Source organism: Mesorhizobium sp. WSM4829 (genome assembly GCF_055811475.1).
In genome coordinates this window covers 137386-160640 of record NZ_JBVVQJ010000001.1, presented here as the reverse complement: position 1 = coordinate 160640, position 23255 = coordinate 137386, and the positions used below count along the sequence as shown (strand labels likewise).

Genomic DNA, 23255 nt, shown 5'->3' with positions numbered 1-23255 from the left:
CTTGATCTCGGCGCAGGATAGTGGTTATCTGACGCCCATGCTTCGATGAAGGGCGAACTATGCGTGAAGGACCAGATATAGCCCGCATCGCCAGCCTGGTCGGCGATCCGGCGCGGGCAAACATGCTGACCGCACTGATGGGTGGCACGGCGCTGACAGCGAGCGAACTGGCGCTCGAGGCCGGCGTGTCGCTGCCGACCGCCAGTTCACATCTGTCGAAACTGATGGAGGGCGGGCTGCTGACGCTGGCAAGCCAGGGGCGGCACCGCTACTACGGGCTGGCCGGGCCGCAGGTGGCTGGCATGATTGAGGCGATCACCGGCGTGGCCGCTGCGGTCGGACCGCAGCGGGTGCGGCCGGGTCCGCGTGATGCGGCGATGCGCGTGGCGCGGGTCTGCTACGACCACCTCGCCGGCGAGCAAGCCGTGGCGATGCTCGACCGTCTTGTCGCTCGGCAAGTGCTCCTGCGCGACGACAAGGAGATCCGGCTCGGGCCGTCGGCCGCCTCGCATTTCGCCGCGATCGGCATCGATGTCGAGAGCAAGGCACGACGACCGGTGTGCCGGGCTTGCCTCGACTGGAGCGTGCGGCGCTCGCATCTGGCCGGCACGCTGGGCGCTGCCATCCTCGACAAGATCCTTTTGGAAAAATGGGCGCGGCGCGAGAAAGACAGCCGCGCGGTGATCTTTTCGCCCATGGGCAAACAGTCCTTCGAGAGGGTGTTTCTCGCTTGATTGTCAGCCGCGCTTGAGCGGCTTGCCCTGCTTGAAAAAATCCACCCAGGGATCGGCTTTCGCCAAATGTTTCAGCGTCGTCTTGTCACCGATCGGAAAGGCGTTCGGCGCTAATCCGGCTTCAATTTCCGCCCAGGTCGCCGGCATCGATACCGTGGCGCCCTTCTTGGCGCGCGACGAATAGGGCGCCACCGTGGTCGAGCCGCGGCCGTTGCGCAGATAGTCGACGAAGATCTTGCCGGTGCGCGCCTTCTTCGACAGCGTCGCCGTATACCGATCAGGGGCGGCCTGCTCGAGGGCGCGGGCGAAATCATGGGCGAAGTCCTTCGCCTCGTCCCAGTCCGCCGACGGTTTCAGCGGCACCACGACATGGTAGCCCTTGCCGCCCGAGGTCTTGACGAAATTCGGCAACGACAGCGCATCGAGCCGGCCGTGAATTTCGAGCGCCGCCGCGCGCACCGCTTTCACGTCGACTTCTTCGTCGGGATCGAGATCGAAGATGATCTGGTCCGGCTTGTCCAGTTCGTCGATGGTGCAGCCCCAGATATGGATCTCGACCACGCCGAGTTGGACCAAGGCAGCGACACCGTCGAAATCACGGATGAACAATATCTCCTCGCCGTCAGTCGGATCCTTCATCCTGGCGATTTTTTCGTGCATGCCCGCGGAGGCATGCTTCTGAAAAAAGCGTTGGCCGTCGACCCCGTCCGGCGCGCGCACCAGGCTGAGCGGCCGATTGACGACGAATTGGTGCATGCGCGGCCAGACCAAAGCGTAGTGATCGAGCAGGCCCTGTTTCGATACCTTCTCCTGCGGCCACAGAAGCTTGTCCGGATGAGAAAGTTTTATGACGGTGTCTGCCGCCCCCGTGGATTTGACAGCGGCGGATATCTCGCCCTTGCCCCCAACAGGCTTTGCCTTGGTATCGGCAGGCTTTGCCTTGCTGTCGGCCCTGCCAGCGGGTGCTTTCGGCTTTTCCTGCACGACTTCCTCCGCCGGTTTGTCCTCGCGCAATCCCTGGAACGAGCGTGGCCCATTGTACGGTCGACGTCCAGCTACGGAAAGTGAGGCAAAGCCGGTTGTCCGGCGTTGCCTCGATCGAGCTTCTACTCGGCGGCCTGAAGGTTGACCTTGGCTTCCGCAATCTCGGTGAGCTTGCGGTCGGTCGCCTGCTCTTCCTTGATGTTGTTGGCCAGGACATTGGCGCAGTCGGTGCGGCCAAGCTGCTTGGCCCAGGCGATCAACGTGCCGTAGCGGGTTATCTCGTAGTGCTCGACCGCCTGAGCGGATGCGATCAGCGCGGCGTCGAGAACGTCCTTGTCGTCGATGTCGCCGCTGACTTCATCGGCTTCCTCGAGAATGCCGTCGATGGCCGGACAGTTGACCGTCTTGGCCTTCACGCCATGCAGTTCGAACACCTTCTCGACGCGCTCGATATGACCTTTGGTCTGGCCGAGATGCTTTTCAAGGCCGGCTTTCAGCTGCGGGTCGGTCGCCTTGTCGATCATCTTCGGCAGCGACTTCTCGATCTGTTTCTCGGCGTAATAGATGTCGCGCAGCGTGTGGACGAAGAGGTCGTCCAGCGTTTTGATGTCTTTCGAAAAGAAACCCATGGCTTTGCCTTTCCATTGTTCTTGCTGTGTTGGGGGTTCCGGCGGCGGTTCCGCTCGGAAGCCGCTGGGCCGGGGTTGGTCCCGGCTCTCAGCGTCAACGTGCTTCTATCGGACGGGTTCCTGGCTTTCCCGCGTAATCAGGGAAATTTGCGCAAGCACGGAAATTTCGCGGCACCGGCCAAAGTTGAAACACAAGCGCGTCGGAGCGACATCCAAACGAAACATATGTGATGCAAAAGTCACACTAGCCGGAATGCCGACGAACTGCATGGAAAGACCCCGAATCAGCCGCATTCCAGCCACGAACCAAGGCCTTTTTGACCAAAGATTAACATCGTGTTCACCGAGTATTCACGCCTCGACGCTACGATCCCACGCAATTCGGAAGGGACATCCGAAATCGGGACAGGGACAGGGAAAATGAACTTCTTGACGCACCTCATCGGCTACGCTGCCGCCATCCGCGAATTCGTCGCGCCGACCTACCGGCCGGAGCGCTATTACATGCGCGGCCCAGGCCCCGCATGCGCACGCCGCGGCCATACGCTCGGCATCAGCGCGCACTGATGACGACCATGGAAAGCCGTCACGACAGCCGGATCTGCAGGCCGGTCGCCGATCATCGTGCGACCACCTATCGCACGGAGCGTCCCGGGCTCGCCGACAGGCGGTGTGCGACAACGCCAAGGGCCTGAGTTTCCAGAATTTTGAGATTCTGGGGCTTCGAGATTCTGGGGCTTATATCTCGCCGCCGGCAAGCTAAGTGCCGTTTGACACCAGGCAGCCGGGACTCGCGTGACCGCCCAGTAGCTGCAAGATCCCTTCCGCCAAGTTGCCTCCGAAAAGCTAGAGCGGGATTGCGGTCGTCTCCTTGGCGGTTCGAATCACAAACATGGTGTAATACCGCGCCACATTCGTCCGATCTCGGAACAGCCGCTCGCACAATGTGTCGAACTCGTCCATATCCATCAGACGCAGCATAAGGACAGCGTCGGTCGAGCCGCTCACGCTGTAGGCCTGGACCACCACTGGTTCCATGGCGGCAAGCTCGAGGAAGCGGCGCATGTGCTGCTCGCCGTGGCGCTCCAGTTCGACCGTGACGATAGCCTTCATCCCCCTGCCGGCCTTGGCCGGATCAAGAAGCGCGACAACGCGGTCGATGACACCGACTGACTTGAGCCGCCGTATGCGGCGCAAGCAGCTGGAGGGTGAAAGCCCGACCTCCGCCGCCAGGTCGGCATTGGTTCGCGAAGCGTCTTCTTGCAAAAGCTTGAGAAGCTTCCTGTCGATCCGGTCCATTGCGGTCCTCCGTCGTCGTCTACCGGTCTGCAATTTTATTGCACAAGTCCGCAAATTTTGACCACAAATGCGAACCGTCTCACGGTAGTCATTTGGCGTCAATCACGGAGACAATCGCCATGGCAGTGCAGGCCGTCCTCTATCGAAAGACGCTGGAAACGCTTGAAATCTATTGGGAATTGGTTCGCATTATCGTTCCGGTCACGATAGCCACACAGACCCTGCAGGATCTTGGTGTCATCCGGGCGATCTCTCCGTTCTTCGCGCCTCTCATGACGCTGGTTGGACTGCCGCCCGAGCTCGCTCTTGCCTGGCTAACGGGACTGCTGGTGGGAATTTGGGGCGCGGTGGTGACCGTGTTCACTCTGGCCCCGGTTTCGACGTTGAGCACTGCCGACATGACCGTTCTTTCAACCCTTTTGCTATTTGCGCATGCCATTCCGATTGAACAACGCATCATTCAGAAGGTTGGGCCAAGCTTCGTGGTCACTGCAGCACTTCGCATTGGCGGCGGATTGATCCTTGCCATGCTCCTGCACCAGATATTCGCAGCAACCGGATGGCTATCCGAGCCGCTGAAGCCGGCGTGGATACCAATGGACGAGGGCGCTGACTGGAGCAGTTTTTTTCCAGGCATGCTCAAAACCCTGGCAACCATGCTCGTCATTCTCCTCGCACTAAGCTGGCTGATCGAGCTCCTCAAGATGTCGGGCATCCTGGGTTGGCTGAACAAGGGGCTTGCGCCGCTCTTTCGCCTTGCCGGCATCCAGTCACAAGCGGTGCCGTTCACCGCGGTCGGTCTGCTTCTTGGAATTTCCTATGGCGCGGGACTGCTGATCCGCGAGGCGCGCACGACCAGCGTAGAGCCGCGCCAGATCTTCCTCGCTTGCGTGTTCATGGGCTTTGCCCACAGTCTCATAGAGGACACACTGGTTGTCATCGCTCTGGGTGCAGACTTCACCAGTGTGTTTTTTGTTCGCCTGATCTTTGCCGTGCTCGCAACCGCGTTGATCGCCCGGGCTATCAGTTCGGCTTCCGACATTCTGTTTTTCAAAGCATTGTTCCGCAAGGAAGAAAGTCGGCTCGCTCAGTCGGAATCCGGTTTTGGCGGCTAACGATGGAGCGTCTTTGGTCCGCTTATGTGGCTGTGCCCGGAACTCGACATCCGACAACGCCCTGGAGGACGAGGTCCCGCACCCGCTTGCCGACCGTCCGCTACCGCGGCTGGTACTAACCTTCGCACAGCTCCAGCACCGTCGTGTCGCCTGCCGCCTTGCCCAGTTCGCGGCAGCCCTGAACCGTGCACAGCGTCCAGCCTTCACCGGTCGCGCCGGAAGCCGCGAGCACAAGGCGCCGCTGCGGCGCCATCTTGGGTTTATAGACCCACCAACCGTCCCGCAGCACCGAGCCTTCCGGCGGTTCCATGCCGGCGCCCGAGCCCTTGATCCGTGCCTCGGCGATCTCCAAGCCGGAAGGCGTCACCTTCCAGTCCTCCTGCCAATGCGTCTTTTCCACCGAATGCGTCCAGGCGAGCGTGAAGGCGGCGACAGTGAGCGTCACCGTCTTGCCGGCTGCGAGGATACAGAGGCTCATGCGGTGCCGGTGGCCTGCCGCGCCCGCCAGCAGTGCCAGCCGATCCAGGCGACAGAGAGTGCCCACCCGGCTTCGTCGGTGACAGGCAGTGCGGCAACCAGCAGCACGCCGGCGGCGAAGGCGACGAGACGTTCCCACCAGGCCATGCGCCGGGCCAGGAACCCGACGGCGGCTGCGCCCCACAGGGCAATGCCCATGCAGGCCTTGGCGACGATATAGGCGACCTCGACGGGATAACCGAACTGGGCGGCGATCGGACCGGGGTCCTGCAGCATCAGCGCCGGGGTGTAGACCGCCATGAACGGCACGACGAAGCCGGCGACGGCAAGCTTGGTGGCCTGGATGCCGATCTTGAGGCCGCTCTCCTTGGCCATCGGCGCGGCGGCGAAGGCGGCCAGCGCCACCGGCGGAGTGAGGTCGGCCATGATGCCGAAATAGAAGACGAACATATGGCTGACCACCAGCGGCACGCCGAGTGACAGCAGTGCCGGCCCGGCCAGCGACGAGGTGATGATGTAGTTGGGGATCGTCGGTATGCCCATTCCGAGCACCAGGCAGGTGAGCATGGTCAGCACCAGAGACAGGAACAGATTGTTCTCGCCGATGGAGATGATCCAGCCGATGAAGGTGGAGGCGATGCCGGTGAGCGTCAAGGTGCCGATGACGACGCCGACGATGGCGCAGGCGATGCCGACCGGCAACGCGTTCTTTGCGCCCTCGGCCAGCGAATCTATGCATATCTGCAGCGTCTCGCGTCCGCCCCTGAAGGTGACGCATGCGATGACGAGCCCGGCGATGACAAAACTGAGGATGTTGACGCCGAACCTCATGAAGGAGGCGGCGGCAAGCCCCAGCGCCAGCCAAAAGACGATGCGGAAGGCAAGCGGCCCGATCAAAGCCGCCAGCGGCGTGCCGAGGATGAGCACGATGGTCAGCGCCAGCCCCATGGTGCCGGCGAAGATCGGCGTATAGCCGGCAAACAGCAGATAAATGAGCGCGGCCAGCGGCAGCACCAGCGGCCAATGTCTTCTCACCGCGTGCCACGGATTGGGCAGGTCCGCCTTGGCCATGCCCTGCAGGCCGGCCTGGCCGGCTTCCAGGTAGACCTGCCAGAAGCAGGCACCGAAATAGAGCAGCGCCGGGATGATCGCTGCCTTGACCACCTCGGCATAGGGGATGTTCAGCGTCTCGGCCATGATGAAGGCGACCGCGCCCATCACCGGCGGCATGATCTGGCCGCCCATCGACGAGGTCGCCTCGACCGCGCCGGCGAAAGCCGAACGGAAGCCGAAGCGCTTCATCAGCGGAATGGTGAACTGGCCGCTGGCCACCACATTGGCGACGCCGGAGCCGGAAATGGTGCCCATCAGCGCCGAGGACAGAACGCAGACCTGGGCCGGTCCGCCGCGCCATGTGCCGACCAGGCCAAGCGCGAAATCGTTGAACAGTGCGATCATGCCGGCGCGTTCGAGAAAGGCGGCGAAGACGACGAAGATGAAGATATAGGCGGCCGAGACGTAAACCGGAGTGCCGTATATGCCTTCGGTGCCAAAGGCGAAGGTGTCGATGAGCTGTGCGAAATCATAGCCGCGATGGATGAAGGGCGGCGGCAGGTGATTGCCGAAGAAAGCGTAAGCGAGAAAGATCAAGGCGATCAGGGCAAGCGGCAGCCCCATCAGCCGCCGCGCAGCCTCGAAAACCAGCACGACCAGCACCGTGCCGACGATCAGGTCCGGCGTGGTGAGGAAGCCGGAGCGCCGGATGAGATCGGCATAGAACACCCAATTGTAGAGGCCGGTGGCGAAGCCGAGCACGCCGAGCGTCCAGAACGCTGCTTTCGCCGGTGTGCTTGTGGCGCGCAGATTGGCGATCAAGCCAAAGCCGAGCAGCAGCAAGAAGCCGACATGCATGGCGCGCACCACCTGGCTCGGCAGGCTGCCATAGGCGGCGATGTAGATCTGGAAGACGGAGAAGGCGATGGCGACGAGAAAGGCGGCCTTGCCGGCGATGCCGTCGCCGAAACCCGGCGGCAGCCCTTCGAGCGGGGCTTCGGCGGTGGGGGAAAGAACGGTCGGCGTTTCGGGATGGGCGTCGGTCATTGGCGGGTTCCTGGCGGGGCGCAATCCCTCCGCCTTGAGGGGAGGGTGGACAGCCGCCGAAGGCGGATGGACGGGTGGGGTCGTTGCGGCAGTGCGCGGCCTGAACCGACCCCACCCGCCTCGCTTCGCACGGCACCCTCCCCCCAAGGGGGAGGGAGCGGCCTTATTTCACCAATCCCTTTTCCTTGTAATATCGCTCGGCACCGGGATGCAGCGGCACCGGCATGCCGTCGAGCGCCTTGGCCATGTCGATCGCCTTGGCGGCCGCGTGGGCAGCAGTGAGCTGGTCGAGATTTTCGAACAGCAGCTTGGTCATCTGATAGCCGGTCTCGTCGGAGACGTCGGCGTGGGTGATGAGGAAATTGCCGACGGCGGCGGTCGCGACGTCCTCGGTCTGGCCTTCATAGGTGCCCTTGGGAATGGTCACCGAAAGATAGGGCGAGCCGATCTTGGCGACGTCCTGCGCCGGTACGGCGACGACGTTGATCGGCACCGACGTGGCGAGGTCGCGGATCGAGGCGACGCCAAGGCCGGCCGATTGCAGCGTGGCGTCGAGCTGGCGGTTCTTGATCAGCTCGACCGATTCGGCGAAGGGCAGATACTCGACCCGTCCGAGATCCTCGTATTTCAGCCCGGCGGCGGCGAAGATGGCGCGGGCGTTGAGCTCGGTGCCGGAGGCCGGCGCGCCGACCGACAGGCTCTTGCCCTTGAGGTCGGCAAGCGTCTTGATGCCGGATTCCCTGTTGGCAACGATCTGGATATAGTTGGGATAGATGGCGGCGACGCCGCGCAGCTTGTCGAGCTTGCCCGGGAAACCGGCCTCGGTGTTGCCCTCGGCGGCCAGTTTGACGGCATCGCCGAGCGCGAAGGCGATCTCGCCCTTGCCCTGCTGCAACAGGTTGAGGTTCTCGACCGAGGCCTTCGTCGCCTGCACCTGGGTGCGGGCGCCCTCAATGCCCTTGCCGTAGATTTCCGACAGTGCGACGCCGAGCGGATAATAGACGCCCGAGGTGCCGCCGGTCAGCACGTTGATGAATTCCTGCGCCTTGGCCGGCACCGCGCCAAGGCCCAGCGACAGCGCCAGCGCGCCGGCAGCAATAAATTTCGTCCTGAAATTGTGCATGTGATCTCCTCCCTGAAATATCTGCCACCGCGCGACCCGAGGCGAGTTTAGACAGCGGGCGGGAAATGCCAACCCGCAATAATATCCATTAGACGAACGGCTGGGTGATACCGCAACGCATGGCCGCTTGCGCGATGTGCGATCGGAGCCGAAAGATTTTCGCAGAGCCTGTCGAAATCGCGCGTGGCCGCGCGACATACGTTCGGCTTGCAACGATGCGGCCTTCGAAAATGGAGAAGACCATGCGATACATGCTTTTGATCTACGTGAACGAAGCCGCGATGGCGGCCGCGCCGACGGAGAAGACCTACGAGATCAGCGCAGCCTATGGCGCCTATACCGAGGCGTTGAAGAAGTCCGGCTCCTGGTTGGCCGGTGACCGGCTGAAGCCGACCCAAGCCGCGACCTCGGTGCGGATGGCCAACGGCAAGACCAATGTGCTCGACGGTCCCTATGCCGATACCAAGGAGCAGCTCGCCGGTTTCTACATGATCGAGGCGGAGGACGCCGACGCGGCTATTGCCTGGGCGGCGCGATGCCCAGCTGCCAGCACCGGCACAGTCGAGGTGCGGCCGATCTGGGAACAAACCATGTGATGACGAATGACCTTGAGGTCGCCCGGGCGGCGGCGGAAGCGGCCGCCCGGCAAAGCTACGGCAAGCTCATCGCCTTCCTCGCCGCCCGCACGCGCGACGTGGCCGGCGCCGAGGACGCGCTGGCCGACGCCTTTGCGGCGGCGTTGGAGCGCTGGCCGCAAACCGGCGTGCCGCAGAAGCCGGAAGCCTGGCTGCTGGCGGTGGCGTGCAGACGCCGCGTCGACGCGATCCGGCGGCGGCTGACCAGCGAGGCGAGCCGCGACCATCTCAGGCTGATCGCCGAGGAGATGGAGGCCCGCATGGTCGATGAAGACCTGCCCGATGAGCGGCTGCGGCTGATGTTTGCCTGTGCCCATCCGGCGATCGAGGCTGGCGTGCGCGCGCCGCTGATCCTGCAGGCCATTCTGGGCTTGGACGCAGCGACGATCGCCTCGGCCTTCCTAGTGTCGCCGGCAACGATGGGCCAGCGCCTGGTGCGCGCCAAAAGCCGCATCCGCGAGACCGGCATTCCGTTCCGCGTGCCGGAGCGGGCGGAGCTTGGCGAGCGGCTGGATGCGGCGCTGGAAGCGATCTACGCTGCGTTCGCCGAAGGCTGGTCCGACCCGGCCGGCACCGAAACCCGGCGCCGCAATCTCGCGACCGAAGGCATCTGGCTCGGCCGGCTGGTGGCGTCGCTGATGCCGGACGAGCCGGAAGCGCTCGGTCTGCTGGCGCTGATGCTGTTTGCCGAAGCGCGGCGTGCGGCGCGGCGCAACTCCGCCGGGGACTATGTGCCACTGGCTGAGCAGGAGCTTGCGTTGTGGGACGGCGCCTTGATCGACGAAGCTGAGACACTACTCAGGCGCGCCGCGACCAAGGGCGTCGTCGGCCGCTACCAGCTCGAGGCGGCCGTGCAATCCGCCCATACGACCAGGCGGCTGACCGGGCGGACCGACTGGATCGCGATCAGACATCTCTACGACGCGCTGTCGGTGATTGCCGCCTCGCCGGTGGTCTCGATCAACCGCGCGGTGGCCATTGCCGAGGCCGACGGCGCCGCGGCGGGATTGAGTGCACTTGATGAGCTTGGTGGAGACAAGCGGCTGCATGATTATCAGCCTTATTGGGCCGCCCGCGCGGGCCTTCTGGCCAGACTCGGCAAAACTCGGGAGGCTACTGAGGCCTATGACCGGGCGATCGGCCTCGAACGCGACCCGGCCGTGCGCCGGTTCCTGCAGGCACGACGGGCTGGGCTCGCAGCCGAAGAATGAGGTCCGGGAAAGGCCGGGGTCAGACATGATCCGATGTTTGGGATCTAAGGCCGAGCGCTGGCGCCGCCCCTCATTGCCTTGGTCGCGGTGTCGGCACTTTTTTCTGCAACGCTGGCGATTGGCGAACCGTCAATGAGAGCGCCCCCTCGCCCCGTTTAAGGGGGAGGACGCCGTCAGGCAGGTGAGGGGCGGCGCCGGCTTCGACAATTGGCGGGCGCTACGGAAGCGCAGGAAACCGCAACCGCAGGCCGGCACAAATATGCCCTAAGCTCCCAGCCCTTCGAACAGGATCGTCGACAGATAGCGCTCGGCGAAGGATGGAATAACGACCACCAGGTTCTTGCCCTCGTTCTCCGGCCGCGAGCCGACGACGATCGCCGCCTGCAGGGCAGCGCCCGACGAGATGCCGACCGGCACGCCTTCGAGACGGGCGACGAGCCGCGCATTGGCGACCGAATCCTCGTTGGAGACCTTGACGATCTCGTCATAGATGGTCGTGTCGAGGATCTTCGGCGCGAAGCCGGCGCCGATGCCCTGGATCTTGTGCGGGCCGGGCTGGCCGCCCGACAGCACCGGCGAGGCTTCCGGCTCGACGGCGACGACATGCACGGAGGGCTTGCGCTGCTTCAGCACCTGGCCGACGCCGGTGATGGTGCCGCCGGTGCCGATGCCGGCGACGAAGATGTCGACTTCGCCACGAGTGTCGTTCCAGATTTCGTCGGCTGTGGTGCGGCGGTGAATTTCCGGATTGGCGGGATTTTCGAACTGCTGCGGAATGATGGCGTCGGGCAGTGTAGCGGCCAACTCGTCGGCCTTGGCGATGGCGCCTTTCATACCTTTCGGCCCTTCGGTCAGCACCAGTTCGGCGCCGAGCAGCGCCAGCATCTTGCGACGTTCGACCGACATGGTTTCCGGCATGGTCAGGATCAGCTTGTAGCCCTTGGCGGCGGCGGCGAAGGCGAGCGCAATGCCGGTGTTGCCCGAGGTTGGCTCGATCAGCGTGGTCCTGCCGGGCGCGATCCTGCCCGATGCCTCCAGCGCCTCGATCATCGAGACGCCGATGCGATCCTTGACCGAGCCGATCGGGTTGAAGAATTCGAGCTTGGCCAGCAGATTGGCGACGACGCCCTTTTCCCCGGCGAACTTGTCGAGCCGCACCAGCGGCGTGTCGCCGATCGTCTCGGTGATCGAATTGTAGATGCGGCCGCGGCCGGGCACAGGCACGGTGGTGGCGGGCTTGTTCATTGGTTTCGCTCCCAAGAGGTCAGATGGGCAAGGGTCAGGCAATCAAGTGAGTCAGGCAACTAAGTCTCGACCAGGCAGGATAAAGCCTTCGGCCGCGCAAGCTAGTCTGCCGTTTGAAAATATCCGACGGGGTCGCATGCTGAATACATCCTCGCCCGCAGGTGACGCGCCAGATGCAACCGCCGCCGTCCTCCGGGCACCGCAACACTTGCCGGTCGGCCCCAGATCGCGTCGCCGGAGACGACGAAGCCGGTCACGAGATCCTCATGCTCGCCGGTCGGCTAGCCGTCCTTGCACCTTTCGGGCTCAGTTCCCGGCGGCGTAGAAATCGTCGTCGAGGCGCTTTTCCAGCGCGACGAGATCGGCCGGCAGCGGCAGGCCCATGGCGCGCATCTCCCCCAGCTTTTCGCGCAACTGCTCCTGCACTTCATGCTGATCCTCGGGCTGGTTGATCATCTGCTCGAGCAACAGGCTGATCTGAGCCTTGAATGATTCCAGCGCCATTTTTTTCTCCTTGAGGTTCCCTTAAGCGTGTCGCGTTGGAAGGATCCCGTGCGACGCGCTTCGGTTTTTTGGGCGACATGCATTATCGCAGCATGCGGGAAATAAGCTGCGCGGTATAGTCGACCATCGGCACGATGCGTGCGTAGTTCAGCCGGGTCGGGCCGATAACGCCGAGCGCGCCGATGACGCGGGCGTCCTTGTCGCGATAGGGCGCCACGACCAGCGACGAGCCCGACAGCGAAAACAGCTTGTTCTCCGAGCCGATGAAGATGCGCACGCCGGAGCCTTCCTCGGCGAGGTCGAGAAGCTGGATCAGCCCGTCCTGCGTCTCCAGATCCTCGAACAAATGCCGCAGCAGCTCGATGTCGGCCTGGGCGGTGACATTTTCCAGCAGGTTGGCGCGACCGCGCACGATGAGACGCGCCGGCAAGCCGCTCTCGGCGCCTGCCCAGACCGCAAGGCCCTTCTCGACCAAATCCTGCGACAGCGTGTCGAGGGCGGCCCTGGTTTCTTCCTTGATGCGGGCGATCTCGACCCGCGCCTCGGCCAGCGTGCGACCGCGGATATGGGCGTTGAGGAAATTCGAGGCTTCGTGCAGTTGCGAGACGGTGATGCCGGCGGGCAGGTCGACGACGCGGTTTTCGACGTCGCCGTTCTGCGACACCAGCACGGCCAGCGCCTTGTTCGGCTCGAGCTGGATGAATTCGATATGTTTGAGCGCCACCTCGTTCTTGGCGGCAAGCACGAGGCCGGCGCCGCGCGACATGCCCGACAGCATCTGGCTCGCCTCGGTGAGCATGTGCTCCAGCGTCGCACCAGAGCCGGAGGCGCGTACCTGCGCCTCGATCGTGCGGCGCTCCTCGTCGGAGAGATCACCAAGCTCCATGAAGGCATCGACGAAGAAGCGCAGGCCGGCCTGGGTCGGCAATCGGCCGGCTGAGATATGCGGCGCGTAGATCAGGCCGAGATGCTCGAGATCGCTCATCACATTGCGGATGGTGGCCGGCGACAGCGAAGACGGCAGGATACGCGACAGGCTGCGCGAGCCGACCGGCTCGCCGTCCTTCAGATAGGAATCGACAATGCGCCGAAAGATGTCGCGCGAGCGCATGTCGAGCGATTGAAGGGCGGGCGATTGAAGCGCGGGGGATTGGAGCGCTGCCGCCGACTGGGAACCGGGATCGACTGCCTTGGTCATTCGAGCCAATTACCTCCGGCCCAAGGATATAGACATCGGCCGCGCCCGCGCAACTGGTCCATTTTCCTTTGCGCCTCTCGTCGCGTGCGGCTACAAGCCGGCCACGACTCCTAAAACGACAAGAAAGAAGCCTGAATGCGCCCTTCCAAACGCCAGTTCGACGAAATGCGCGCCATCTCCTTTGAGCGCGGCGTCTCCAAGCACGCGGAAGGCTCGTGCCTGGTGAAGTTCGGCGACACCCACGTGCTTTGCACCGCCAGCCTCGAGGAAAAGGTGCCGGGCTGGATGCGCAATTCCGGCAAGGGCTGGGTGACGGCGGAATACGGCATGCTGCCGCGCTCGACCGGCGAGCGCATGCGCCGCGAGGCTTCGGCTGGCAAGCAAGGCGGCCGCACGCTGGAAATCCAGAGGCTGATCGGCCGTTCGCTGCGCGCTGTGGTCGATCTGCAGGCGCTGGGCGAGCAGCAGATCACCGTCGACTGCGACGTGATCCAGGCCGATGGCGGCACGCGCACCGCCTCGATCACCGGCGGCTGGGTGGCGCTTTACGACTGCCTGCGCTGGATGGAAGCCCGGCAGATGGCCAGCGTCGCCAAGGTGCTGAAGGACCATGTCGCGGCTATCTCCTGCGGCATCCACGACGGCCAGCCGGTCATCGACCTCGACTATCTCGAGGATTCATCGGCCGGCACCGACGCCAATTTCGTCATGACCGGCAAGGGCGGCATTGTCGAGATACAAGGCACGGCCGAGGGCGAGCCTTTCTCGGAAGAGCAATTTGCGGCGCTGATGGAATTGGCCAAGAAAGGTATTGCGCGACTGGTCAGCCTGCAGCAGATGGCCGTGGCGTAGTCCTGAAAATGCCGAGCTTGTCCGCCCCCCTCTGGCCTGCCGGCCATCTCCCCCTCAAGGGGGGAGATCGGGTATCCAATCGGCTTTCGCCAACTGTCGGCGGCGTGGGATGTGCGGAAGCGCTGAAGCTGCCAATCTCCCCCCTTGAGGGGGAGATGCCAAGTTTTGGCAAAGAGGGCAGGCCAGAGGGGGGTGCCTCGTGACACCCTCTGCCATCCTCGAATCAGCGCTATACGTGACCGACCTCGATGCCGCGGAAAAATTCTACACCGATGTGCTCGGGCTCGATCTGCTGGGCAAGGTCGAAGGCAGGCATCTTTTTTTCCGTTGCGGGGACGGCGTGCTGCTCATCTTCAACGCCGAGGCGACCAAGGTGCCGCCGGCGCCCGATGCCAGGCTGAAAGTGCCGCCGCACGGCACGGTCGGCGACGGCCATCTCTGCTTTGCGGCGAGCGCGGACGAGATCGTGCGCTGGAGAGCGCATCTTGAGCGCAAGAAAATCGCCATCGAAAGCGAGTTCGAATGGCCGCAGGGTGGCCGCTCGATCTATATTCGCGACCCCTCCGGCAATTCGATCGAATTCGCCGAACCAAGAATCTGGGGCATCTGATGCATTCGCTTGATGGACATGAGATCGTTGTCGCCAGCCACAATGCCGGCAAATTGCGCGAATTCGCCGATCTGATGGCGCCGTTCGGCATAGAAGCGAAATCGGCCAAGGAATATGGCCTGCCCGAGCCGGACGAGACCGGCACCACCTTCGAGGAGAACGCCTATATCAAGGCCTTTGCCGCCGCCAAGGCGACAGGCCTGCCGGCATTGTCGGACGATTCCGGCCTGTGTGTCGATGCGCTGGACGGAGCGCCCGGCGTCTACACCGCCAACTGGGCCGAGGCGCCCGACGGGAGCCGCGACTTCGGCATGGCGATGCAGCGAGCCGAAGTGGCGTTGCAGGAAATCGGCGCGGTTGATCCAGCGCAGCGCAAGGGCCGCTTCGTCGCCGTCATCTGCCTGGCCTTTCCCGACGGCGCGGCCGAATATTTCCGTGGCGAAGTCGAGGGCACGCTGGTATGGCCGCCGCGCGGCGAACTCGGCTTCGGCTACGACCCGGTGTTCGTGCCGGACGGTTTCCAAAAGACTTTTGGCGAGATGACCGCAGAGGAGAAACATGGCTGGAAGCCCGGCCAGCCGACGGCATTGTCGCATCGGGCTCGCGCCTTCCAGAAATTCGCGCAGGCCAGACTGGATTTGGCGCGATCGGCGGTGAAATGACCATGTTGCTCGACCGCAGCCCCGGTTTCGGCGTCTACGCGCACTGGCCGTTCTGCGCGGCCAAGTGCCCCTATTGCGACTTCAACAGCCATGTCCGCCACCAGCCGGTCGACCAGGAGCGTTTTGCGCGCGCCTTCGAGACCGAGCTTGCGACAATGCGCAACCGTACCGGACCGCGCGAGGTGACCAGCATTTTTCTCGGCGGCGGCACGCCATCACTGATGAAGCCGCAAACCGTGGCGACGGTGCTGGACGCGGTGGCGAAGAACTGGACGGTGCCTGCCGGCATCGAGGTGACGCTGGAAGCCAACCCGTCTTCGGTCGAGGCCGAGCGCTTTCGCGGCTACCGGGCGGCAGGCGTCAATCGGGTGTCGCTCGGCGTGCAGGCGCTGAACGACAAGGATCTGCGCTTTCTCGGCCGGCTGCACAATGTCGATGAAGCGCTGCACGCGATTGGCCTGGCGCGTGAGATTTTCCCGCGGCTGTCGTTCGATCTGATCTACGCACGGCCCGGCCAGACAGCGGAAGCGTGGCAGGCGGAGCTCGAGCAGGCGATCGGCCATGCCGCCGACCATTTGTCGCTCTACCAGCTGACCATCGAGGAAGGCACGCCGTTCCACGCGCTGCATGCGGCCAGGAAATTCGCTATTCCCGACAATGACCATGCCGCCGATCTCTATGCGCTGACGCAGGAGATCACCGCCGCGCATGGGCTGCCGGCCTACGAGATTTCGAACCACGCCAGATCAGGCGCCGAAAGCCGGCACAATCTCACCTATTGGCGCTATGGCGAATATGTCGGCGTCGGTCCCGGCGCGCATGGCCGCTTCGTCGAAAACGGCCGTCGCGTGGTGACGATCGCCGAAAGGATGCCGGAAACCTGGGCCAATCTGGTCGAGGCCAAGGGCCATGGCGTCACCGGCGGCGAGATCCTGACGCGCTCGGAAGAGGCCGACGAGTTCCTGTTGATGGGGCTGAGGCTGGCCGAGGGCATCGACCTCTCCCGCTACGAAGCGTTTTCCGGCCGCGGCCTGTCGACGGCGCGGCTGTCGATGCTGCAGGGCGAGGGGCTGGTGGCGCCGATCGGCAATTCCCGCCTGCGCGCCACGCCGGCCGGCATGATCGTGCTGGACGCTGTGGTGGCGGATCTGGCGCGGTAAAGCTTGGGCCAGGAGCTGGCCTATCCCAGACAATTTGTCGGCTCACGCAAGGATGCTGGAAATTCGGCTTGCTTGGCCGAATGGCCGTCCCACTGCCATCCGCAGCCGATAATTACTTGCAAGCGTGGGCCTGACTGGTCAAGCTTCGGTCGGGCGCCGCTAATATGCGGCTGAAGCAGAGCACGGGGCTAAAATGCGCCTCTTCAACATCGCGCTTGCTGTCATCGCTCTGATCGGCGGGCTGGAGGTGGCGTGGGCTGAAAAACGTGTTGCGCTGGTGATCGGCAATTCGAGCTATCAACGGGTCGCTAGACTTCCCAATCCGAACAATGACGCTGCTGACATGGCGGCCTTGCTCTCAAAGGTAGGGTTCAAAGTATCTCGCAAGATGGACTTGGACCATACCTCGTTCAGGAAAGCTCTGCAGGAGTTCGGTCGCGAGGCGGAAGGTGCTGATTTCGCAATAATCTTCTTCGCGGGACATGGGGTTGAGGTTGAGAATAGAAATTTTCTCGTGCCTACAGATGTCAGCCTGAGCGCTGATTCCGACGTCGAGTTTGAGGCAATCCCGCTGGATCTGGTGATGAACGCGTTGTCCCGTGTCTCCGGCGTGCGGGTGGTTCTCCTTGATGCTTGCCGGGACAACCCTTTTATCGCGGCCATGCGACGATCAAACGCAACGCGTTCCGTCGGCAGAGGCCTGGCTGCGATTGAACCGGCAGCCGGAACCTTGGTCGGGTACGCTGCGAAGGAAGGTACAACCGCTTTCGATGGAGCGGGACGGAACAGTCCCTACACTGCAGGGCTGTTGGCGCATTTGGGTGAACCCGGGGTAGACATCCAATTCGTGTTCCGCAAGGTTCGCGACACTGTTCTGGCCGCGACAGGCGGCAAGCAGGAACCATTCACGTATGGATCGCTGCCTGGCAGGGAAATTTTCATTGCCCCTCCTCGTGGCCCAACGGCAGTCTCGCCAGCCAACAACAGCAGCCGAGATGCGAGCCTGACGGAAATCGAGTTGTGGACCTCAATCCGCGGCTCCAAAAGCAGCGGAGCGTTAAAGGATTATCTTCAACTGTACCCGGACGGCCTGTTTGTGCCTCTCGCCAGACTCCAAATTCAACAGTTGGAGAATGCAGATCATCAATCGGACGCCAGCCAGGAAGATGCCCCGAACGAGCTGGCGAAGCGGATACAGCGCGAGCTTGGCCGCGTTGGGTGTAATCCGGGAAACCCAGACGGCATCTGGGGTGGAAGGACCCGGGAGGCGTTGCGCCGTTTCGCTCGCCACTCCGGCGCTGAGATCGATATGGCGAAACCGACAACAATTGCTTTGAAGATATTGGAAGGAAGCACAGCGCGCGTGTGTCCGGTGATTGCCCGGCCGAATTCGATACAAGAACCCGGCCATGCAAATGGCCCGAATACCCGGCCACGACCGACAACGGAACAGAAGCGTGCCGCCGCTACTCCGAGCGCGAGCAGGCCAGCTCGCGTTTGCAGGGCAGAAACCCACGATGAGTGCAGGGTTCGAGCGCGGGCCGCCGGGGCTCGCCGGGGCAGCGGCTTCTGCCGCGATCGACTTACAATCTGCGAGTGACGTGCCTCGGCAGAGGCTGCCGATCGATCACGGCCACGGGGCGTGTGTTGAAGCCGGCGAGAACCGGTAAGCGGCAGCCGAGAGGCATGCTGGCGATCCCATCTTCCACCTCGTCCTATCGAAACTCGATAATGTAGCCGTGCGAGCTGTTTTGCGGACCCATATCGTCCCACGTGCTCGCCTTGAGGTTGGCCGTGTCGCGGTTGCCGTCCAGATGAGCATAAAACATCGCAAAATCATCACCCTGCTTGTGCTCGTTGGGGTGGTTGGGAAGCCAATTGTTGTAAGTCATTGGCTCGCCGGTCAGCCATCGCCAGCCGCCACGAGGCTCGCGTGCCCCCGGATCCTGCTCAAGGCCGATCCACGGACCCATCTTGTAGGACACTCTTCCGTCGAAGCCAGTTTCGAACATCCGTTCATCAGTCTCGAACAGCCCGTAAATAAAGTCGTTCTCCGCCTTTGACGAGATCGCCGCCAGATGCGCTTCACACCGCTGGGCAGCAGATTTGGCGGTCTGCCAAGACGAGTGGCGATCGTAAACCGCCACATAGAGGCGGCTCCCAAACTCGCCGTAGATGATTTCTTTGCCCCTGAGGCACTGCGCGGCGCGAATAGTGCGCTCATCGGTTTCGAGCCCTTTCAAATCCTCGGGGTCGAAGAGCCGCGCCTCGTCGGCAGATACGACGGAATCCGTGCTCGTGACGCCAACCAGCTCCAGCCTGTTGGCGACGACGCTATTGATGTATCCAGTCTCGGTGAGCCCCAGCGCCTTCTGATATCGAGAGATCGCCCTGCGAGTCTTTTGACCGAGATTGCCGTCCGCCGCACCTATGTCATATCCGAGGTCGGAAAGCGTCAGCTGGATTTCCTTGCGTTGAGACTGCGTCAGCTTCATACGGCGTTCCGCTTCCTGCGGCGACACGAGGCCATCGCCGCCACGTTCGAGCAGACGCAGCGCAGCGCGAGCGCTGTCGGAGAAAGAGCCGGATTGGTGCTTGGCCAAGTAAAGCTGCCAGCCGCGTGCAGTGGCAATGCGCTCGGCCTTTTCGAAATCTATCTGGGCGAGAAAATCGGATACGGCGACAGCGGTCGCCGGCGCGCTGGCGTTGAAGTAAAATTCAGCGGCAATGTTCGAGACAATCTGCGGCGATTGGAGGTTGTTCGTCTTTATGCGGACATCGCGGATCACACGCTTGAAAGCCGTACCTACCTCTAGCGAAGGGCTGGACATATGTTCAACTAAGGCCGTCGTGAAAGGCGAATTCTCACCGACTCCATCGTAGGCGACCTGGCCAGGCGAAGCGGAGAAGGCGATCATCGTTCCCGAGCCGGTGGAACCCACAGGCGCCAGCCCCTTCAACGCAGCGCCGCGGGTGACGCCTTCGACGCTTGCATTCAGCCGGTCGGCGATCGGATTATTGCGACAGGCATCGACGAAAAGAAGCGACAGCGAGGCTTTCCGCTCCATAGTGCCTATAATGGAATTCAGCGCGATGGCTTCGGCGTCGACATCAAACTCCGACAGCAGCTCGGCATCGAGCCCGAGCAGAAAATTTTCGCCTTTCAGCTGCATCCCGTGGCCAGCGAAGTAGAACAAGGCGGTGTCGGCTGGCCCGATCTTTTTTGAAAAAGTAGAGAGTCCTCTCGCGAAACCGGCCCGGTCGACGTTAATCAGACTGTCTACCTCGAAGCCGTTTTCCTTCAGGAACGCTGTAAAGGCACGGGCGTCGGCGGCGGCGTTCGCCAACGGCGTTGTCGCCGTGTAGGCAGAATTCCCGACTACCAACGCAAGGCGCTTACCTTCAGCAGCGCGTAGCGGCGCTGAAAAGCCCAGCACCATCAGAAGCAAGAAAAATAGAAATGCCCGAAGATTTCTGAGCCCCATGGCTGCCTCTCCTACTGCTGGCGCGCCTATTCTAGGCTGAATACCTCGATCATCTCGGCGCGCCCTTTGACCTCGTGATAGCCGCAGGACTTGAAATATTGTCTGCCTTCAGGCCAGTGCTCGACGAACTGGGCGCTGACCAACAGCGGCTTGTCCAGTTTTCGCGTCAATCCCTCAATACGAAACGCCAAATTCACGGCATCGCCCAGCGCGGTGTTGATGCCTTTGCCCATAGCGCCGATAGCAACTTCACCCACATGAAGGCCAATGCGGCAGTCGAGTACGATGTCTTGTTGTTCCCTGACCAGTACTCGCGCTGGCGACGTAGCCGCGTCTTCCGCAGCGCGGAGCGCCTGAGCAGCCTGAACCGCAGCGACACAGACATCCGCTGCCGTCTCGTGCCAATAAGCAAATACACAATCACCGATGAATTTGTCGATCGAGGCACCGTAGTGCTTCAAGATCATATTGCAGTCCATATACCACTCGGCCAGGAGGGCCGCCACCTGTTCCGGGGACAGCCTTGCGCTAATTCCGGTAAACTCCTTCAAATCAGCAACGAACAGGGTGGCCGGCCGGCTCTTGGGGGCTGCCGGGTTGCCCCATTGCGTTTTTGTGTTCGCCACTTGCGAATCTGGATCGGGGGCAGTCGTGCCCTGGTCGAAAACAAAAATCGACCTGCCGAACTGGACGCGATCGCCGGTGTGCAGCACACGCGCGGTTGTGAGCGCCACGTCATTCACATAGCTGCCATTGGCACTGCCGACATCGACAACCCAGTAGTTCGCGCCGTCGCGCCGGATCGTTGCATGCTGGCGCGAAACTTCCCCGTCTTCCAAGCGTATTGTGGCATGTTCGCCACGACCAATCAGGCTGAAATCTCCCAGCCTGTAGGCCTCGTTGTTGCTCAGTGCGGTTAAAGTTGCCGACATGATCCCCTCCCGTACGCCCAGGCGCGCGCACGTAGGTTCAATATTAGCACGTTATGAACAGAGGCTGGCGACATTCCAGACGACGAAGTGTCGTGGACCCAAGTCTGGAGCGTCTGTCTAGGCCAATCGCGAAGGTCGCGGTAGTCAGGCGTCGTGCTTGGGGCGGCGCTTGGCGTGGTCTTTCTCGGCGTCCGCCTCACCGTCGCGAGCCGGCTTGGCCTCGCCCTTGTCGCGGCGTGCACGGTATCGATCGCTTGTCGGATGTGGGGGCGCTCCATTGTGGGAGCTTTTGGTTTCAAGGCGGGTGATGAAAATGTCGAAGCGATTGGGCATCGTCTGGTCAGTGCTCCATCGTGCTGCCGGTGCCGGTCGAGGGCTCGATCTCGAGCTTGGTTGCCTTTGACGGCCGACGCTTTCGCGGCCTTTTAGCCGAGCCGGCGCCGGCTTTGGCAGGCAGGCCCTTGTCCTTTCGCACGGCAAAGCGCTTGCGGCCTGCATAGTAGGGTTCGAAAACGTCTTGTATCTTGAGGCTGTCCATCCTGCTCCTCCCGAGATCAGGCATAAATCCGCCGGGCACGGTTTCGTTCCGCAGTGTGGCAAAGGCATGACAGCCGCGTCACTTCGGCATGGGTTTTGCAACCCGGCGTGAGCCGTGCCAAACAGGGCCGAATGCATTCAAGGTCAGAGCCTGACGGGGGACACCGGTGACCGGCGAGTCGGCAAAACGCAGCTACGTGATCGGCCAGACCGAGATACCGGCCCGGCCGCTCGAGCCGGCGCTCTACCTGGTGGCGACGCCGATCGGCAATCTCGCCGACATCACATTACGCGCGCTTGAAACGCTCGCCGCCGCCGACATCGTCGCCTGCGAGGACACGCGTGTCAGTCGCGTGCTGCTCGACCGCTACGGCATCCGCCGCCGCACCACTGCGTATCATGAGCACAATGCCGGCGAGGCCGGCCCAAAACTGATCGCAGCCTTGCTGGCCGGGCAGAGCGTGGCGCTGATCTCGGACGCCGGCACGCCGCTGATCTCCGATCCGGGCTACCGACTGGTCGGCGAAGCGCTCGACCAGGGCATTCGCGTCGTGCCGATCCCCGGCCCGTCGGCGCCGCTCGCGGCGCTGACGGCCTCCGGCCTGCCCTCCGACGCCTTCCTGTTCGCCGGCTTCCTGCCGGTGAAGACCGGCCAGCGGCTGACCCGGCTGGAGGCGCTTAAAACCGTGCCGGCGACGCTGATCTTCTTCGAATCGCCGCGCCGGCTGGCCGAGACGCTCGGTGCCATGGTCGAGGCGCTGGGCGGCGCCCGCAAGGCCGCGATCGGCCGCGAGCTGACCAAGACCTTCGAGGAGATACGGACCGGCACTTTGCAGTCGCTCGCCGATCATTACGCGGCGGCCGACACGCCGAAGGGCGAGATCGTCATCTGCGTCGGCCAGTCGGACGCAACGGCCGACGAGCCGGCGGACATCGACCGGCTTCTGCTTTCGCTTGCCGCCGAGATGCCGGCCTCCAAGGCGGCGGCGGAAGCCGCCAAGATGACCGGCGGCCAGAAGCAGGCGCTTTACCGGCGGCTGCTCGAACTCAAGGACACCGGCAAAGACGGCGACACCGGGAAAGACAGCGATGGCTGAACGCCCGGTCGCCAGCCGCCAGCGCGCCTATCGGCGCGGCCACCGCAGCGAGTGGCTGGCTGCGGCGGCGTTGATGGTGAAGGGCTATCGGATCCTGGCCCGCCGCCACCGCACGCGGTTCGGCGAGATCGACCTGATCGCGCGGCGCGGCAACCTGGTGCTGATCGTCGAGGTGAAGGCTCGCCGCACGCTGGTGGAAGCGATGGAAGCTGTTCGCTGCGAATCGGAGCGCCGCATCGAAAGCGCCGCCGATCTCTGGCTGTCGCGCCAGTCCGACTATGGCAGATTGTCGGTGCGCTTCGACATGGTCGCGGTGCTGCCGTGGCGCTGGCCGGTGCATGTCGAGAATGTTTTTTACGGGCGGAGCTAGGCTCTAGAAGTCGCCGGTGGGATCCCGGATCGCAGCGCACTGACCATTCCACGTAGAACGCTCCATCGCGGCATAATCCAAGTCGATGCGCCAGCCGGCTCGGTCGCGAATTTCCGGACGTTTGCGATCGCAGCGCCAAGGTTTCGTCCCGGGAAGCAGCGCCGACTTTCAAACGCTGGTTGACTTTCGGCGACAGGCGCCGATTCTCAAGTCAAAGGCGGCCTGCCGAGCAACATGCCGCCCGAACGATCAGCACGATGATCGAGAGCAGCCTTGAACCTGGTCAATCCACCGAG

24 protein-coding genes and 1 pseudogene are annotated in these 23255 nt (G+C 63.0%); 12 read left to right on the top strand and 13 right to left on the bottom strand.

The annotated features are described in order from the left end of the window. Positions 1-59 precede the first annotated feature (59 nt). Positions 60-734: an ArsR/SmtB family transcription factor gene (locus AC0L17_RS00615; RefSeq protein ID WP_287328602.1), complete on the top strand. Its 675-nt coding sequence runs from the start codon at positions 60-62 to the stop codon at positions 732-734. Between the two features lie 3 nt (positions 735-737). Here AC0L17_RS00615 and ligD read toward each other — a convergent pair. Together ligD and AC0L17_RS00605 are read right to left on the bottom strand one after the other, a co-directional pair. After that, positions 738-1797: pseudogene (gene ligD / locus AC0L17_RS00610) on the bottom strand (DNA ligase D); the annotation flags it as partial. A 43-nt stretch (positions 1798-1840) separates the two neighbouring features. Next, the gene (locus tag AC0L17_RS00605; RefSeq protein WP_027154740.1) at positions 1841-2347 is read right to left on the bottom strand and encodes a YciE/YciF ferroxidase family protein; all 507 of its coding nucleotides are present in this window, start codon (positions 2345-2347) and stop codon (positions 1841-1843) included. Positions 2348-2767: 420 nt separating this feature from the next. Between AC0L17_RS00605 and AC0L17_RS00600 the strand changes: the two genes are divergently transcribed. Beyond that, on the top strand, positions 2768-2914 hold the full coding sequence (locus tag AC0L17_RS00600) for a hypothetical protein (protein ID WP_023801394.1): 147 nt from the start codon (positions 2768-2770) through the stop codon (positions 2912-2914). Between the two features lie 279 nt (positions 2915-3193). Here AC0L17_RS00600 and AC0L17_RS00595 read toward each other — a convergent pair whose 3' ends face one another. Continuing rightward, positions 3194-3646, bottom strand: a complete 453-nt coding sequence (locus tag AC0L17_RS00595) for an Lrp/AsnC family transcriptional regulator (RefSeq protein ID WP_287237775.1) — start codon at positions 3644-3646, stop codon at positions 3194-3196. A 119-nt stretch (positions 3647-3765) separates the two neighbouring features. On the opposite strand from AC0L17_RS00595, the gene AC0L17_RS00590 reads away from it, so the two are divergent. Further along, positions 3766-4761: a nucleoside recognition domain-containing protein gene (locus AC0L17_RS00590; protein WP_473514370.1), complete on the top strand. Its 996-nt coding sequence runs from the start codon at positions 3766-3768 to the stop codon at positions 4759-4761. Between the two features lie 115 nt (positions 4762-4876). Here AC0L17_RS00590 and AC0L17_RS00585 read toward each other — a convergent pair whose 3' ends face one another. From AC0L17_RS00585 to AC0L17_RS00575, 3 genes are all read right to left on the bottom strand, one after another. Further along, positions 4877-5239, bottom strand: coding sequence for a DUF1850 domain-containing protein (locus tag AC0L17_RS00585; RefSeq protein WP_031255764.1), 363 nt, complete (start codon positions 5237-5239; stop codon positions 4877-4879). Next, positions 5236-7338 carry a TRAP transporter permease gene (locus AC0L17_RS00580; protein WP_473514369.1) on the bottom strand — a complete coding sequence of 701 codons (2103 nt, stop codon included), beginning with the start codon at positions 7336-7338 and terminating at the stop codon, positions 5236-5238. The genes AC0L17_RS00585 and AC0L17_RS00580 overlap by 4 nt, the downstream gene beginning before the upstream one ends. A 163-nt stretch (positions 7339-7501) precedes the next feature. Beyond that, the gene (locus AC0L17_RS00575; RefSeq protein ID WP_473514368.1) at positions 7502-8461 is read right to left on the bottom strand and encodes a TAXI family TRAP transporter solute-binding subunit; all 960 of its coding nucleotides are present in this window, start codon (positions 8459-8461) and stop codon (positions 7502-7504) included. A gap of 242 nt (positions 8462-8703) precedes the next feature. On the opposite strand from AC0L17_RS00575, the gene AC0L17_RS00570 reads away from it, so the two are divergent. Beyond that, positions 8704-9057, top strand: a complete 354-nt coding sequence (locus AC0L17_RS00570) for a YciI family protein (RefSeq protein ID WP_027155901.1) — start codon at positions 8704-8706, stop codon at positions 9055-9057. Then, complete coding sequence (locus AC0L17_RS00565) at positions 9057-10307, top strand: RNA polymerase sigma factor (protein WP_473514367.1); 1251 nt, start codon at positions 9057-9059, stop codon at positions 10305-10307. The genes AC0L17_RS00570 and AC0L17_RS00565 overlap by 1 nt, the downstream gene beginning before the upstream one ends. A 264-nt stretch (positions 10308-10571) precedes the next feature. Here the strand turns inward: AC0L17_RS00565 and cysK are convergent, their stop codons facing one another. From cysK to hrcA, 3 genes are all read right to left on the bottom strand, one after another. Then, positions 10572-11552: a cysteine synthase A gene (gene cysK, locus AC0L17_RS00560; RefSeq protein ID WP_473514366.1), complete on the bottom strand. Its 981-nt coding sequence runs from the start codon at positions 11550-11552 to the stop codon at positions 10572-10574. A gap of 306 nt (positions 11553-11858) precedes the next feature. Continuing rightward, a complete protein-coding gene (locus AC0L17_RS00555; RefSeq protein WP_023803672.1) occupies positions 11859-12056 on the bottom strand; it encodes a hypothetical protein in 198 nt (65 codons plus the stop codon). 82 nt (positions 12057-12138) lie between these two features. Next, positions 12139-13254: a heat-inducible transcriptional repressor HrcA gene (gene hrcA, locus AC0L17_RS00550; RefSeq protein ID WP_027155899.1), complete on the bottom strand. Its 1116-nt coding sequence runs from the start codon at positions 13252-13254 to the stop codon at positions 12139-12141. A gap of 135 nt (positions 13255-13389) precedes the next feature. Here hrcA and rph point away from each other — a divergent pair, with 135 nt between their 5' ends. The 5 genes from rph to AC0L17_RS00525 all read left to right on the top strand — a co-directional run bounded on the left by rph (position 13390) and on the right by AC0L17_RS00525 (position 18138). After that, positions 13390-14106, top strand: a complete 717-nt coding sequence (gene rph, locus AC0L17_RS00545; RefSeq protein WP_023803674.1) for a ribonuclease PH — start codon at positions 13390-13392, stop codon at positions 14104-14106. A 199-nt stretch (positions 14107-14305) separates the two neighbouring features. Further along, positions 14306-14716, top strand: a complete 411-nt coding sequence (locus tag AC0L17_RS00540; RefSeq protein ID WP_473514365.1) for a VOC family protein — start codon at positions 14306-14308, stop codon at positions 14714-14716. Continuing rightward, positions 14716-15378: an RdgB/HAM1 family non-canonical purine NTP pyrophosphatase gene (rdgB, locus tag AC0L17_RS00535; protein ID WP_473514364.1), complete on the top strand. Its 663-nt coding sequence runs from the start codon at positions 14716-14718 to the stop codon at positions 15376-15378. Before AC0L17_RS00540 ends, rdgB begins: the two co-directional genes overlap by 1 nt. Continuing rightward, positions 15375-16538, top strand: coding sequence for a radical SAM family heme chaperone HemW (gene hemW / locus AC0L17_RS00530; protein WP_473514363.1), 1164 nt, complete (start codon positions 15375-15377; stop codon positions 16536-16538). The genes rdgB and hemW overlap by 4 nt, the downstream gene beginning before the upstream one ends. Before the next feature lie 193 nt (positions 16539-16731). Then, positions 16732-18138, top strand: coding sequence for a caspase family protein (locus tag AC0L17_RS00525; RefSeq protein ID WP_473514362.1), 1407 nt, complete (start codon positions 16732-16734; stop codon positions 18136-18138). A 115-nt stretch (positions 18139-18253) separates the two neighbouring features. Here AC0L17_RS00525 and AC0L17_RS00520 read toward each other — a convergent pair whose 3' ends face one another. From AC0L17_RS00520 to AC0L17_RS00505, 4 genes are all read right to left on the bottom strand, one after another. Continuing rightward, complete coding sequence (locus AC0L17_RS00520) at positions 18254-20023, bottom strand: caspase family protein (RefSeq protein ID WP_473514361.1); 1770 nt, start codon at positions 20021-20023, stop codon at positions 18254-18256. A gap of 26 nt (positions 20024-20049) precedes the next feature. Further along, a complete protein-coding gene (locus AC0L17_RS00515) occupies positions 20050-20955 on the bottom strand; it encodes an FHA domain-containing protein (RefSeq protein WP_473514360.1) in 906 nt (301 codons plus the stop codon). Between the two features lie 144 nt (positions 20956-21099). After that, a complete protein-coding gene (locus tag AC0L17_RS00510; protein ID WP_091592003.1) occupies positions 21100-21288 on the bottom strand; it encodes a hypothetical protein in 189 nt (62 codons plus the stop codon). Positions 21289-21295: 7 nt separating this feature from the next. Then, the gene (locus AC0L17_RS00505; protein WP_139172565.1) at positions 21296-21493 is read right to left on the bottom strand and encodes a hypothetical protein; all 198 of its coding nucleotides are present in this window, start codon (positions 21491-21493) and stop codon (positions 21296-21298) included. A gap of 166 nt (positions 21494-21659) precedes the next feature. Here AC0L17_RS00505 and rsmI point away from each other — a divergent pair, with 166 nt between their 5' ends. Continuing rightward, entirely contained in the window at positions 21660-22589 is a 930-nt protein-coding gene (rsmI, locus tag AC0L17_RS00500) for a 16S rRNA (cytidine(1402)-2'-O)-methyltransferase (RefSeq protein ID WP_473514359.1), read from the top strand. Then, positions 22582-22959, top strand: coding sequence for a YraN family protein (locus tag AC0L17_RS00495; protein ID WP_091592007.1), 378 nt, complete (start codon positions 22582-22584; stop codon positions 22957-22959). Before rsmI ends, AC0L17_RS00495 begins: the two co-directional genes overlap by 8 nt. Positions 22960-23255: the final 296 nt, after the last annotated feature.